Consider the following 14,161-nt stretch of genomic DNA (forward strand, 5'->3'; position numbering starts at 1 on the left):
GTAATCTTTCACCCATAGCGAATGGTCCTCTTGCATCAGGTTCTTGCCGGAACGTACTGATTTTTATAGAGGTTACCATTCGCTATCTTCGTTTTCAGGCCTGCGTCGTGAATAACCCGGGGTCAAGCAGGGCCTGTCGGCTCACGTGGCACTGGAGCAACTCTTTGCGGGTGAGATGCCCTTGTTTATGCGACGAGACGAGCGGAGTCAGGCAGCGTGAGCTGAACAGTTACAACATTTTAATTGGCCCCTCAGGCGATCCCCCTTATACCACCATTATAAGACCAGGTGGTGTCTACAAATCTCGGGGCGATTCAAAGTCCGGCGACAGCACTACGGCTTTTTTCGGTTACCAGATTGGAGTCGGCGACCAAGCCTAGATACCTCAGGCGGTTCTCCTTGAAGGTCATCCAGGTTGGTTGGCGTTACCCTCAAACTCCGGAGAAATATCCACCAATCGCGCGCGAAGGCGGGGCAGTTGCGAGGGGTAATGCTGCTGTATAAACGTCACCAGCCCCTCACGGATAGCACATCGCAGATCCCAGCTCTGGCTGGAGTTAGGTGCACTCATAAGGAAGCGGACCTGTAGCGCCTGATCATTGGAGTCGGTAATCTGAACAGTCGCCACCTTGCCATCCCACTGCTTCATCATATCCAGCAAACGCGAGAACTCCTGGCGCAGTGGCTCGATGGGCATGGTGTAATCAACCCAGATAAAGACCGTGCCCTGTAAATCCGTCGTATTCCGCGACCAGTTCTGGAAAGGGTTCTCGATAAACCACTGCAACGGTACTATAAGCCGACGCTGATCCCACACCCGCAGGACTACATAGGTTGCGGTCACTTCCTCGACCCAGCACCACTCGCCCTGCACGTACAACACATCATCAATGCGGAACGGCTGGGTGAGCGCAATCTGAATGCCCGCCAACAGGTTACTAAATACCGGTCGTGCAGCAAAACCCAGGATAATGCCGCCAATACCTGCGGACGCCAGCAGGCTGGCGCCCACTTTCTGTACCGGCTCGAAGGTCATCAGCGCGGCACCAATGCCCACGATGATAATGAGAACATTCAAGCAACGGACCAAAAAGCGTGTCTGCGTCTCTACTCTGCGTGCCCGTTTCCACTGTCCTTCCAATACCGGATTTAGCAACACGATAACGTCGCCAATGACTGAGGTCAGGCGAACCGCTGCCCACGTCAGGGACAGAATCAGTAGCAATGTGACCACCTGTTTCACCGGCGCCAAGAGCAGCAGGTCATCCGGAGCGCCATTGAGCGTAGCCCTGAGTACCAGCAAGCTGGTGACCAAGCCCAGCGCCTTGGCAGCCGCGTCCAGAAACAGCCGGGGAACGGTTCGCCGTTTCGAAAAGTGCCGGATTACCGCTAGCGTCAGCCGGTAGAGGGTGTAACTGGCTATCACGGCAAGCAACGCCGAAATGCCCGGCAACATCCAGGCCTGTAAATCCGCTTCCAAAGTTTTCAGCATTGCACTTTCCTTCTGGATGGTGGCTCCACCCCGAATAACCTAAGATATGCGGCTTGGAAAGGCCAGAAAGTCACCCAGAACCTTTGATAAATCTCTGTAACTGTCCGCACTTATGAAATTAGCATCTCTCAAAGAACCTCGACTGATATTGCTTTAGCTCTTCTTCCAGCTCGTTTACTCTCTTCACCAAAATAAGGTTCTGGATCAAACACACACTCAGAGCGCTGACAGGGTGTCAACGGAGATTGCGATAGGCAGTTGCGAAACCACGCTGCGTACGTTCATACAACTTTTCGAACGGTAGAGAACGGTCAAAAGCGGCCTTTCAGAACGTGTGCATATATGCCCAAGCCCTTCTATTATCTGTAATGCCATCATTTTCAGGACAAGCCGTTCATTTTGGGGAATCCTAAAAAACCGCTCTTGATACTTATATAATCTCTGTTAAGCGCTATAGGAGCAATCGATGCTTACGGTAGTCGCTTTAAAGACATTGGTGATTTGGACCGGCATCCTCATTTTAGCTGTGATCAATCGTGCGCTGCGCGAGTTTGTACTTATACCCCAGGGCTATCGCAGTTGAGCGAACTGCTGAATGATAGCGAGTAGATAGTCGTCATCCCAACCGGCTTTCTTGCGCTTCCCCTTCTTGGAGCCTTTCGAGGGCTCTCGTTCGGTGGCGTTAAGTGCAAGTTTGCGCAAGAGAGCCAGATCTTCAGCGCCATGACCGCGACGCGTGCGGTTTTCATCTTCCTTGAACGTGACATCCAGCACCCAGTGCAGACTATTTTCAATGGCCCAATGCTGGCGAGTCACATCGATCATTCGCGCCGGTGACATGGTGTCATTCAGCAAGTAATACGCGGTTTCTTCTGATGTTTTATTGACCAGTTCTCGACGCCGCGTAATGCGCCCAACCGCTCCCAGGCCGGGCCACTGATGGCCTTCCCTGGCCGATCCGGCTTGACTCGAAGCTAAAGCAACCAAGATTGCGCCGGGGTTGGTTCAAGGTAGGTTTTGGCAATTCAGGTAGAGCGGATCGAATTGAGAAAACGTCTTCAATCGTTCCCAGTCATGGATCGTCAAACGTTTCTTGTCCAGCGTCACCAAGCCTTCCCGGCGCAGTTTTTGATAAGCATAATTAGTATGCACCGGGGTTAGTCCCAACGATTCACCGAGTTCCGCCTGGGTAAGCGGAAACTCAAAAACTATTATCCTCAGCACAATCCTCAGCACAGCCAGCAATACGCGAGCGTATCAGCATTTCACATTGACATCCTCCCCCACCTTCAGCGCTAGCGCGCTTGTGGAAGGGGATTCCCTGGTCGTTACCTCCCAGGTTCCTGCTTCGCTGTCCGTCGCCTCAATGCCTTGGCATTGCCGGTCTTACACAAACTCCACAGGCGTAACTTCCCGAGTGCCCCTCGGTAGTGCTTCAACTCTCAGCACCGGCTAACAGCGCGGTGCCGGCTTGTAGGATGTTGCGGGCGGCATTGATGTCGCGGTCGATGCCTTGGGTGCCGCAGTCCGGGCAGTCCCAGGTGCGAACATCGAGCGGCAGTGATTCCATCACAAACCCGCAGCCATGGCAGCGCTTGCTGCTGGGGTACCAACGGTCGATCTGGACGAACTGGCGCCCCGCCCATTCCGCCTTGTAGTCGAGCTGGCGCACCAACTCCCCCCAGCCCACATCACTGATGGCTTTCGCCAGAGACCGGTTCTTGACCATATTTTTCACCGCGAGGCTTTCAGCACAGATCACTTGGTTCTCGTTGACGATCTGCCGGGTGAGTTTATGAAGGTGGTCAAGCCGGGCATCGGCAATTTTCGCGTGGCGCCTGGCCACTTTCTGCTTGGCTTTCGCCCGATTGTTCGAGCCTTTTTGCTTACGGCTCAGTTGCCGTTGCGCCCGCGCCAATTTGCATGCGTGACGCACCGTATGGCGGGGGTTATTGACGCGCTTGCCGTCACTGGTCACGAACAGGTCTTTCAGCCCGAGATCGATACCCACCATCTTGGGCGTGATGGGCAGTGATTCGGCGTCCACTTTGCACAAGCAGCTAATGAAATAGCGACCGGCGCGGTCTTGGGACACGGTAACGGTGCTGGGGGCTGACGGAAGCACGCGGCTCCAGCGGATGCTGAGGGGTTCCTGGCACTTGGCCAGTGCGATCTCGCCGTTGCGATACGCAAACGCCGAACTGGCAAAGGTGGCGGACTGCCGCTGCTTCTTTGACTTGAATCGCGGGTATCGTGCGAGCTTGGCAAAGAAGTGCTTGAAGGCCGATTGTTGATGGCGCAGGCATTGCTGCAAGGGCACCGAACTGACCTCGGCCAGGAACGCGGTGTCAGGCTGCTTTTTCAGCTGGGTCAGGAAAGCGCTGGCGTCGTTGTAACCGATCTTTTCCTGGCGTTGATAGAACGCATCGGTGCGATAGCGCAGCACTGCGTTCCAGACAAACCGCACGCACCCAAACGTCCGCGCCAGCAGGATTTCCTGCTCGGGCGTCGGGTAGAATCGGTACTTGTAGGCGCGTTCGCTTTTCATGAATTACAGTTTAGTATCATTTGCGTAAGAACACAAGGCGTCCTCTCGGACGCCGCGCTTGTATCCCCTCCCTTCGCGCTACGCGACTCAGGAAGAGGTATTACGCGCTTCTAGATAAGATATGCGCCATGCGAGTCTCGGCTGGCCGAGTCTCCATATTGACCAGCCATTCCCGCAACACGGCCTCATCCACCAGGGGCAACCAGAGCAGAGTTCGTGCCAGGCGATGATGGTTTTCCATGATGCTGCGTATCTGAACTGCTGGAAACTTGCGCAATGTCACTGGCGTAAGCGCACGTATCGAGTGATCCATTTCCTCAAGAAGAGCGATATGCACATCACAGAGATCGCCGGGAATCAGGTAGGGCATATGGAAGCTGCGCCAAGCGGAAGATACCCCAAACCACTGTCTCAATCAGCGTAAATCATCTTGCGCGTCATGCCACCATCTATCACGAAATTCTGTCCAGTGATAAAGCCGGCTTGATTGGAAAGCAAATAGGCGACCATGGCGGCGATGTCCTGGGGTCTTCCCACCCGGCCGGCGGGATGCTGGGCATGATCCTGTTCGTCGAGTTCAGCTGGCTGGCGTTGTGACGTTTTCTGCCAGTCGCTCACGTCAATCCATCCGGGACTGATGGCGTTGACGCGGATACCCGGCCCCAGGCTTACCGCCAAGGCATGGGTAAGCGCCTGGATGCCGCCTTTGCTTGCCGCATAGGCAATGCTGTCGGGCTCCGATTGCAGGGCGCGAGTCGATCCTATCAAGATCAGGCTGCCGCGGGTGGCACGCAAATGAGGTGCTGCATGCTTGGCACACAGAAAGCCCGGGGTGAGGTTGGTATCCAGATAATTCTGCCAAGTGGCTAGTTCAAGGGTCTCGACGGGGCCACAAAACGGATCGGCAATCCCAGCATTATGAATCACGCCGTCCAGCCGGCCAAAGCGCGTCAGAGTTTGAGCCAGGCTATCGGCAATCTGTGCTTCATCGCGTACATCCGAGTACATGGCAAGCAGTTGCTGCGGGTGACCAAGCCGCTCCCGACAGAATTCAATCGCTTCGGCATCGATATCCGTCAAGGCAACACAGTCACCTTGGTGGAGTAAATGCTCGGCAATGCCCAGTCCGATACCCTGAGCACCGCCTGTCAAATAAATCACGCGACTATTGCTCATAATGATGTTTGGTTTTTCCTGTTGCACTGAGGTGGCAGGTCTATGGTTATACTAGCAAAAATTTATGCGTATTCTTGAGATCACCGCCTATTATTTTGGCTCGCCTTCTTGCTGTTTGTCTTTACGGGTTTGCTGCATCTGTTCATCAAGCCTGAGTAATTTCCGGTCAGAAGTGCAGATCATCACAACGCGCTCTTCAGTGACGCTCAAGCGAGGTTTTACAGGAAGTTTGAGTAATCCCCGTACATTTTCCTCTTCATCCATTACCAGCCAATTAGAAAATAGTAGGAACGCATCGCTTTTAAGCGACCGTTACCAATGGCCCCCTATGCCGGAAATGTCAACAGCCCATCGTTTTTTGGTTTTTGTTTGGCAGTGGAAGCCCTCCGAAGCCGAGGGGCGCAGGTTAAAATTCTGCTTGATGGTGGAAAGTGAAAGCGTCTTTCTTCAGCACAGTGTTAAGTGATGATGGGTAAGATCACTTAACACTGTGCTCAGGGCTGGACATAGCGTCAATCTCCTGTCGAATACAGTGCAGCGGTCAGGCGTTGTTGCGTTGCAGGGCGTCGAGCCCCTCGAGCAGGCCTTGCATGTCGTCGGCGTGCTCTTCCTCTTGGGCGAGGATATCCTCGATGATGCGCCGTGTGGTTGGGTCCTGGTCGCCGAGATAGGCGGCAATTTCACGATAGCTGTCGATGGCGATGCGTTCGGCGATCAGGTCTTCCTTGATCATGTCCCGCAGGTTCTCGCCGGGCACGTATTCTGCATGTGCCCTCGACACCAGGCCTTCCGGCGAGAAATCAGGCTCACCGCCCAACTGGACGATACGCTCGGCCGCCCAGTCGGCGTGTTGTTGTTCCTGTCTGGCATGCTCCTGAAACTCGTCTGCCGCCACCTTGGCGCTGAGGCCGGTCGCCATGTACTGGTGACGCTTGTAACGCAGCGTGCAGACGATCTCGGTGGCCAGTACTTCGTTGAGCAGCTGGATCACCGTCTCGCGATCGGCGTTGTATCCGGCAGTGACGGCACCGTCTTCGATATGCTGGCGGGCACGGTCACGAATCGTCTTGATGTCGGTAAGAAAGGGCTGGCTGGTCATGGCGGGGTCTCCTCGGGTCGGCCATGTCATGGAGTTCTTCCCAAGCGTAGAACATCCCTGCCGCCGACGCGAAACTGCGCTCAGACCGCGCGAGTCACGGCGCCGGCTTATAGAAGCGGCCATTCCGCGGTTGTGCCTCGTTACCCTCTCGGAGACGCTCGATGGATGCATTGCCTGCTGCGACAGGGTCGCCAGGCGGTCGATCTGCTCATCCAGCCGGAGCAGGGCCTCCTGACGATAGGTCGAGAGATCATCGATTGTGCCCATCACCTCGCCGAAAGCCTCCTCGAGCACCTGCATGTCGAGCATCGCGCCGGAGGCCCGCTTCTGGATGTCCACGCCTTGCTGGCGCAGGGCCCGCCGATCATCTGCGACGTGGTGGTGTTGAGGGCTTCGACGCGATCCAGCACCAGGCGCTGATTGGCCATGGCCATGGCCATCGCCACGGTCACCGCCACGGTGAGGGCCGAGACGGTCACGTTGATGGCCCTGTCCACGCCGCGCATCAATTCTCGGTTGTTGCAGATGATGACCTCCAGCGCCAGCACGCCCTGCTGGCTCACCGCCAGTTGCTGCTGGAGGTCGACGATGCGCTGACGCAGGGGAAAGAGCAGTTCTTCCTCAAGGAAGCGACGCCGCGGATCATCGGCATCGCGAGCGGCGATAGCGTCCTGCAGGCGGCGATCAATCAAGCGGCCCAAGGGCGATCTGGCGGTTCAGCTCGCGCAGGGCCTGCTGGTCATCGTTCAGGGTGATGTTGTCACGATGCAGCATGTCGCGACCTCCTTTCAGGTCCTCGATAACCGCGTCCAGCGCCTGCTGGGCATTCTCGAACTTCTGGAAATAGCGCTGCAGGCTGCTGTCGATGCCGGGGATAGTCGCCAGCACTCGGTCCAGGGCGCTCGGGGCAAGGCGATGGCGAGTGGGATCCCAGCCCCTAGACATGATGTTTTGACCTGCCCGTCCTCAACGATCGTGGGTTATCGTTGGGGATGGGTAAACAACCCTTAGACAGAGCCACATTGAGGAGGGCAGGTCAAAACATCATGTCTAGTGCTGGCTTACTCAAACGCCTCTGAACAAGAATAACTCTGACTGCAGCTCAGTTCACCTGGTGCGCTCCAATGTCGGCGCAATCAGTCTGGGTTAACCAGCAAAGGAGAACATCGAATGTCGATAACATCAGAAAAGCAATTACCCAAAGCTGCTCGCTGCGCCTTGTCTCCACACTGGTATGTGGTATTTCGCCCAGAGCTAGCTGATGTGAAATATCCAGCAGCATTACCCCGACCATGCGATAGCGATATAACCTTTACGCCAAGGGCGCCACAGACCTCGAATGGCAGCATCGAGTAGCTCACGTCTATCATCTGTAGGCCGTCCAAGCGGTAACCACCGTGCGTGCGATGCTGAGGCGAATCCATCCACACGATGGACGCGGGCCATAGCAGTGAGAGACTTATCAGGATGTCCGCTCCAACCGAGCTGTCTCAACTGAGACGACCATGAGGTATCAGATACTGGCCTATAAGAGACCTAGGGAAGGGGAAGCTGTCCAACAGCATCCTGTGCGCTTCAGTGAAAGCCAAATCTAAAGTATGGGCTGACTAAACACCAGACACAAAAAAGCCGCTTAAATCAGCGGCTTAATCGTAATACTTGGCGGAGGGACAGGGATTCGAACCCTGGGTAGGTTATTCACCTACGCCGGTTTTCAAGACCGGTGCATTCAACCGCTCTGCCATCCCTCCGACTTGGTGGTGCATATATTATCAGGATTTTTCCGTGAGTCAATGGGGTTAATAAAGACGCAAGCCCACGCGGGTGATCTTGCCTCCTTCCATCTCACTGACTACCCAGTGAATTCCGTGCCAATCCACATCATCCCCCACTACCGGATGGCCACCTACTCGAAGTGACACAAATTCCTCCAGTGTCATGTCTTGCTCCCCGGGACTGAGTGTCAGTCCGTATGCTTGGGCGACATCTTGCATCAACGCCGATCCATCAAGCGTAAAGGTACCGAAGAAGGCGCGTTCCTGCTTCAGTTTGGAGTCGCCATTGAACAAGCGGTTCAATGCCGGCAAGTCTTCCGTGCGGCCTATCACACAAATCACATCCCCCTCATGCAGGCGCGTGCTGCCCTTCGGATGCAGCATGGCATGGTTACGAAAAAGCGCCGAGATCAAGGCCCCGGAAGGAAACCGCAGCAAGCGAATCGGCACTTCTTCCAGGTCCTTATTTTCCACCTCATAGACGAACATTTCATAGTCATTTTCGGGCAGGATGCCCAAGGGGCCACGTCGATTGGGGGTCACACCGATAGGCACCTCCACCCGTAACCAACGAGCCACCAAGGTTAACGATCCACCCTGTATCAACAGCGACATCAACACCACGGCAAAGGCGACGTTGAAGTAGAGCGATGCGTTTTCCACGCCGCCAATTAGCGGAAATATCGCCAGTACAATAGGCACTGCGCCACGCAGCCCCACCCAGGCAATAAAGAAGGTTTCACGCCAGCGAAACTTGAAGAAAGGCTTGATGGTAATCAGAACCGCCAAGGGCCGAGCGACAAAAATCAGTGCCAACGCCACCAGCGAAGCCGGCAACGCATATTCCCATAGTTCACTAGGCGTCACCAAAAGTCCTAATACTAGAAACAGGCCGATTTGACTCAGCCAGGCCAAGCCATCGTGTACCGGAAGAATGAAATTGAGATGGCGTCCTGGCTGATTGCCGATCATCAAACCAGCAAGGTATATCGCCAGAAAGCCACTGCCGCCGAAGACACTGGTCAGGCCGAAAACACTGAAACCCAACCCCAGGGCGAGCATCGCATAGAGACCAGGCGCCAAATCCAGCCAGCGCAACAACTTGGCACTCAGCCAACCTCCCCCCAGCCCGATCACCAGACCCAAACCGAATTGCATGAGCAGAAAACCGAGGGTTTCCAAGGGGCCGCCGATATCACCCACCAGGAGCTCCACCAGCATTACCGTCAGAAAAATCGCCATCGGGTCGTTGGTACCCGACTCGATTTCAAGAGTAGCGCCCACCCTTTCGTTGAGATTGACCCCCCGACCACTGAGCATGGAAAACACCGCTGCGGCATCCGTGGAGCCGACAATCGCTCCGACCAGAAAGCCCTCGATCAGCGAGAGATCGAAAATCCAGGTAGCAATCAAACCTACCAGGCCGCTTGTGATGAACACGCCGAGCGTAGCGAGCGTTAGCGCAGGCTTGAAACCCACGCGAAAGGTTTTCAAGCGCGTTCGCAAACCACCATCGAGCAGGATCATGGCCAGTGCCAGATGCCCGATGACAAATGCTAAGGAGTAATCATCGAATTCAAGCCCCAGCAGGCCTTCTTCTCCCGCCAACATACCCAGCGCCAGAAAGATCAGCAGCAGGGGCACTCCCATGATCGAAGATAAACGGCTGGCCAGAATACTGAGCGCCAATAAAAAACCGCTTACCAAGAAAAGCGTATTGATTGCCTCCATCGCGCTTATTCCCTCTGTGCATCGTGGCAATCATTATCGCATGCTCCGACTAATTTACCGACGTCGACGTTACTTGGCTCAACCAAGAAGGTGATATGTTGCGCTGGTCAGGGCGTTTCGCAAACGGATACACTCCCCGTTAACAACCACCTTGGAGCCAAGCCCCATGCCTGGACGCCTTCCTTTGGGAATTATCCTGCTGAGTCTGGTCGCGACACTCGCCTATCCGCTGTCGACAGCGTTAGCCGAGGAAACCAATGAAGCTGCGGCTCCCACCGAGGCAGATACCGCCCCATTGATGCTGGATAGCCAGGTAGAGGTTCCTTCTTTTCTGTTTTCCCCATCCATTGAAGAGGAACCTGAAGCCCCCGAGATGGCTTTTACCCCACCAGACCCGTTGGAGCCCCCACCGGTCAAGACGATCGACATCATGCTCGACTGGTATTTGAGCCCCCAACATGCTGCCTTTGTGATAGCGCAGGCACGCGATCTCTTCGCTGTGCAGGGGCTGCAAGTAACGCTTTCGACGCCTGCGGATCCGTCGGTGCCCACCAAGTTACTGGCCGCCGGCGAAGTGGACTTTGCCTTGAGCCGACAACCTCAATTGCACTTACAGGTGCATAAAGGGGCACCGCTCGTGCGTATTGCCACCTTGATTGAAACACCCATGACGGCAGTCATCATTGCTGGCGAACAGCCCCCGGAAAATAGCGAAGAATTTGCTGCACTGCACTACGGCTTCGCTACCCAGGACAGCCGCGAGATGGTTCTTTCTCAGCTGATACCGGAAACGCCATTGGTTTCCGAAAATCTCCCGGAAAATCTGCATTACGATGCGGCGGATGCTTTACGTGAACAACGCGTGGATGCCGTGGCGGATGGTTTCTTTCATTTTCTCCCACCCCAGCTGGCAAATGACGGCGTCGCTACAACGGTGCTACGCACCGCAAAATTTGAAATCCCTCACTACGATGGATTGATCCTGTTAGCCAACAGCGAAAAAATACACCGTGACCGTGACGTCATATCGCGTTTGGTGACGGCACTGGAAAAGGCCAGCCAGTGGATAGTCGAGCATCCAGAAGAAGCATGGCAATTGATGATTCAAGCACAGCCCATCCTGGATAATGAGATCAATCAAGGCGCATGGAATGATATCTTGCGGCGCATGGCTTTGCGCCCGGCCGCTCTGGATTATCGGCGCTATGCAGGTTTCGAGGCATTCCTTCACCAGAGAGGCCAGATAGACTCCCCTTATTCGGTGGAACGCCTGGCCATTGACCCCCATGCACCTTGACTTTTTGAGGCGATACCCAAGCAATGCCAGCTACCGAAACTTTGGTGTTTATCGACCTGGAAACCACCGGCACTCGTAGTACCCGAGATAGAATCACCGAAATCGCGGCACTTAAAGTCGTGGATGGCCGGGAGGTGGCCCGCTGGAGCAGCTTGATTTACCCGGAATGCCGGGTCCCTGCCGCTATTGCCGAGTTAACCGGAGTTACGGATACGTTACTGGCGGAGGCCCCAAGGTTTGGTGATATTGCTTCGGCCCTTCAGGAGTGGCTCGGCGGCGCTCGGCTAGTCGCGCATAATGCACGCTTTGATCACAGTTTTCTGCGTAACGAATTCAAGCGTGTCGGTATTGCCTATCGGGCCGAGGTGATCTGCACCCTGCGCTTGTCACGTCGCCTGGCTCCGCAACAACCTGAACACAACCTGGGCGCGCTGCTCAAGCAGCATGGCATTCCCTATGCCTCGGGTCACCGCGCCGAAGCCGATGCCCAAGCGTTATGGAAACTCTGGCAACACTGGCACGCCACCCTACCCGACGATACCTTCGCTTCACTGCTGGAAACCGAACGCAAACATAGAAGTCTGCCCGTTCACCTGACCCCCGACCTGCTCAACGAGATACCTTCTTCACCCGGCGTATATCTCTTGTATGGTCATAACCGCCTGCCGCTTTACGTGGGCAAGAGCATCAACCTACGCAGCCGAGTGCTGGGGCATTTCCAGCGCGACCATCAGGATGACAAGGAGATGCGTCTGGCGCAGCAGGTACAACATATCGAATGGGAGGAAACCAGCGGTGACTTGGGGGCTCAGCTACGTGAAGCCCTATTGATCAAAGGATTGATGCCCATCATGAACCGCCAGTTGCGACGCCAAGGCAACCTGTACAGCTGGTACTGGCCGGATGACTCGCCTCAGCCACAGTTAAGCAATGAAACACAACTCAACCAGGCATCAGGCCTGGCGCTGTATGGTTTGTTTCGCAGCGCGAGAAAAGCGCGCGCCGCACTGAAAAAAATTGTCGATGAGGAGCGGTTGTGCCCCCAGGTGATAGGGCTGGAAAAAGGCCGGGGGCGTTGTTTTGCCAATCAGCTCGGCAAGTGTCGCGGCGCTTGCACCGGCGTGGAATCGCTAACTCAGCATACCCAGCGTGCCCGGGAGGCCATGGCGCGCTTGCAGCTTCAGGCATGGCCCTGGCAAGGGCGCATTGCCATCGGTGAGCATCACCCTGCCAGTAAGATCGGTGGTTGGCATGTCGTGGAAGATTGGCGTTACCTGGGCAGCACCCCCACCCTTGATGATGCAAGACGCCTTCAAGCGGCTACCCCGCAATTTGATGTCGACAGCTATCGTATTCTCAACCGCTTTCTGCGCGATAGCCAACAGCATCAACTCGAAGTGATCGAGCTTTAATGACCGAACCGGCGCAATCAGGCACTGTCTGGTTGCGCCGCCAGAAACACTCGCACTGCTTCTTGAAACGCTTCGGGCTGTTCGGCATGCAACCAATGGCCGGCGTTCTTGAGTGTCACCACTCTCGTGCAGGGCAGCATCTCGCGGGTCGCCGGTAGCATGTCGTCAGTGACATAATCGGAATTAGCACCCCGCAGTATCAAGGTCGGCCCCTCGTAGGGCTGATCTCCTGCCGGCAATTGCATAAGATCCGGATAACCCTCCATTATCTCATCAAGCCCAATACGCAAGGTGAGAACACCCTCACCTTCATTGCGCTCCAGATTGGTGGCTAGAAACAGACGGACGGCTCGCTCTTCGATATGCTCGGCCAGAAGCTCATCCGCTTCACGACGGTTCCTGGGCTTGCCCGCCTCGAGCCGACGCAAACCGGCGAACACCCTGTCATGGCCATGCGAATAGGCTACCGGAGCAATATCCGCTACCAACAATGACGCCACCCGCTGAGGCGCCAAACGGGCCACGCTGATAACCACCTTTCCGCCCATGGAATGTCCGAGAAAATGGGCCTTTTCGATACCTAGCTGCTCCAACAGCGCCAGCACATCCTCGCTCATTTCCCGGTAGCTCATGCCCTTGGCATGCGGGGAACGGCCGTGATTGCGCAGGTCCACCGCGATCACTCTGCGAGATGCCTGCCAGACCTTGAGGTGCGAACGCCAGTTGTCGGCACTGCCCAGAAGTCCATGGACGACCACTAACGGCAAGGGGTTATGTGTATTTCCTTCCGGCACCCCTGAATCCAGATAATGCAGGGAAAGTGTAGGGACTTGGCGTGACATCTCGGCTCCTTTACTTGGTTATGACGATGGCCTGTCAGCGAGCGATAGCGGCGCAACATCCTGATTCCCCGTCAACGTAACCAGCCGCCGGGAAAGCCACGCCAACAAGATGCCGTAAAGCGGCAAGAAGAACAGCAGGCTGATACCCAGCTTAATCACGTAATCCACCATGGCAATTTCAACCCAATTAGCGGCCATGAATGGATCGGGGCTGTTGTAGAAGGCCATGGAAAAGAAAGCGAACGTATCCGCAAGATTACCCAACACCGTGGAAAAGGCCGGCGCAACCCACCACGCCAAGTGACGCAACCGATCGAACACCCGGACATCCAGCAGCTGGCCGAGCACATAGGCCATGAAACTGGCAAGGGCGATACGTGCCACGAATAGATTCCATTCCCCCAAGGCTTCGATACCCACGAAGCTTCCGCGAGGAAAAACGACCGAGACCACGTAAGACACCACCAGTGCAGGCAGCATCACCCGCATGATAATAGCGCGTGCGGTTTCCTTGCCAAACAGCCGCACAGTCAAATCAGTGGCCAGAAAAATGAAGGGAAAGCTGAACGCGCCCCAGGTGGTATGTAACCCGAACAATGTAAAAGGTAACTGTACGAGATAATTACTCGCTGCGATTACCAAAATATGGAAGGTTACCATCAGGGCGAGACAGCGGCGGCGCTGCGTTTCAGATAAAACAAACATGGCAGGTTATCCTTTTTGAAAAAACAGAGGGGTGAGGGAACCCTCCCGACACAAGACGACTTGTTGTGCTGGAACACAGACAAG

At 55.4% G+C, this 14,161-nt stretch carries 13 protein-coding genes, 1 tRNA gene and 1 pseudogene; 2 read left to right on the forward strand and 13 right to left on the reverse strand.

What is annotated here, in order from left to right; translation table 11 throughout:
• Window positions 1-406: 406 nt before the first annotated feature.
• The 11 genes and pseudogenes from DU506_RS02805 to DU506_RS02855 form a co-directional block, all read right to left on the reverse strand.
• Window positions 407-1,492 carry a mechanosensitive ion channel family protein gene (locus DU506_RS02805; protein WP_114485445.1) on the reverse strand — a complete coding sequence of 362 codons (1,086 nt, stop codon included), beginning with the start codon at window positions 1,490-1,492 and terminating at the stop codon, window positions 407-409.
• Between the two features lie 570 nt (window positions 1,493-2,062).
• Window positions 2,063-2,479 (reverse strand): ISAs1 family transposase, encoded by a 417-nt coding sequence (locus DU506_RS02810; protein ID WP_181870675.1) that lies wholly within the window; start codon window positions 2,477-2,479, stop codon window positions 2,063-2,065.
• An 18-nt stretch (window positions 2,480-2,497) separates the two neighbouring features.
• Window positions 2,498-2,728, reverse strand: coding sequence for a helix-turn-helix domain-containing protein (locus tag DU506_RS22670; RefSeq protein WP_328587951.1), 231 nt, complete (start codon window positions 2,726-2,728; stop codon window positions 2,498-2,500).
• A 199-nt stretch (window positions 2,729-2,927) separates the two neighbouring features.
• Window positions 2,928-4,040, reverse strand: a complete 1,113-nt coding sequence (locus DU506_RS02820) for an RNA-guided endonuclease InsQ/TnpB family protein (protein WP_114485447.1) — start codon at window positions 4,038-4,040, stop codon at window positions 2,928-2,930.
• Between the two features lie 100 nt (window positions 4,041-4,140).
• Window positions 4,141-4,410 (reverse strand): cyclic nucleotide-binding domain-containing protein, encoded by a 270-nt coding sequence (locus DU506_RS02825; protein ID WP_181870676.1) that lies wholly within the window; start codon window positions 4,408-4,410, stop codon window positions 4,141-4,143.
• A gap of 41 nt (window positions 4,411-4,451) precedes the next feature.
• The gene (locus DU506_RS02830; RefSeq protein ID WP_235825412.1) at window positions 4,452-5,201 is read right to left on the reverse strand and encodes an SDR family oxidoreductase; all 750 of its coding nucleotides are present in this window, start codon (window positions 5,199-5,201) and stop codon (window positions 4,452-4,454) included.
• Between the two features lie 105 nt (window positions 5,202-5,306).
• Entirely contained in the window at window positions 5,307-5,480 is a 174-nt protein-coding gene (locus DU506_RS21885) for a hypothetical protein (RefSeq protein WP_220254278.1), read from the reverse strand.
• A 277-nt stretch (window positions 5,481-5,757) separates the two neighbouring features.
• Window positions 5,758-6,315, reverse strand: a complete 558-nt coding sequence (locus DU506_RS02835) for a ferritin-like domain-containing protein (protein WP_114485449.1) — start codon at window positions 6,313-6,315, stop codon at window positions 5,758-5,760.
• A gap of 94 nt (window positions 6,316-6,409) precedes the next feature.
• Window positions 6,410-7,251, reverse strand: a pseudogene (locus tag DU506_RS02840) (toxic anion resistance protein); the annotation flags it as partial.
• Window positions 7,252-7,975: 724 nt separating this feature from the next.
• A tRNA-Ser gene (locus DU506_RS02850) sits at window positions 7,976-8,066 on the reverse strand.
• Between the two features lie 48 nt (window positions 8,067-8,114).
• Complete coding sequence (locus DU506_RS02855) at window positions 8,115-9,821, reverse strand: potassium/proton antiporter (protein WP_114485451.1); 1,707 nt, start codon at window positions 9,819-9,821, stop codon at window positions 8,115-8,117.
• Between the two features lie 166 nt (window positions 9,822-9,987).
• Here DU506_RS02855 and DU506_RS02860 point away from each other — a divergent pair, with 166 nt between their 5' ends.
• Both DU506_RS02860 and DU506_RS02865 read left to right on the forward strand, forming a co-directional pair.
• A complete protein-coding gene (locus tag DU506_RS02860) occupies window positions 9,988-11,118 on the forward strand; it encodes an ABC transporter substrate-binding protein (protein WP_114485452.1) in 1,131 nt (376 codons plus the stop codon).
• A 23-nt stretch (window positions 11,119-11,141) separates the two neighbouring features.
• Window positions 11,142-12,530 (forward strand): 3'-5' exonuclease family protein, encoded by a 1,389-nt coding sequence (locus tag DU506_RS02865; protein WP_114485453.1) that lies wholly within the window; start codon window positions 11,142-11,144, stop codon window positions 12,528-12,530.
• 17 nt (window positions 12,531-12,547) lie between these two features.
• Here DU506_RS02865 and DU506_RS02870 read toward each other — a convergent pair whose 3' ends face one another.
• Together DU506_RS02870 and DU506_RS02875 are read right to left on the reverse strand one after the other, a co-directional pair.
• Window positions 12,548-13,372, reverse strand: coding sequence for an alpha/beta fold hydrolase (locus tag DU506_RS02870; RefSeq protein ID WP_114485454.1), 825 nt, complete (start codon window positions 13,370-13,372; stop codon window positions 12,548-12,550).
• Window positions 13,373-13,390: 18 nt separating this feature from the next.
• On the reverse strand, window positions 13,391-14,077 hold the full coding sequence (locus tag DU506_RS02875; protein ID WP_114485455.1) for a 7-cyano-7-deazaguanine/7-aminomethyl-7-deazaguanine transporter: 687 nt from the start codon (window positions 14,075-14,077) through the stop codon (window positions 13,391-13,393).
• Window positions 14,078-14,161: the final 84 nt, after the last annotated feature.

The sequence above is a fragment of the Vreelandella rituensis genome, from assembly GCF_003336665.1.
GTDB classification, from domain to species: Bacteria; Pseudomonadota; Gammaproteobacteria; order Pseudomonadales; family Halomonadaceae; genus Vreelandella; species Vreelandella rituensis.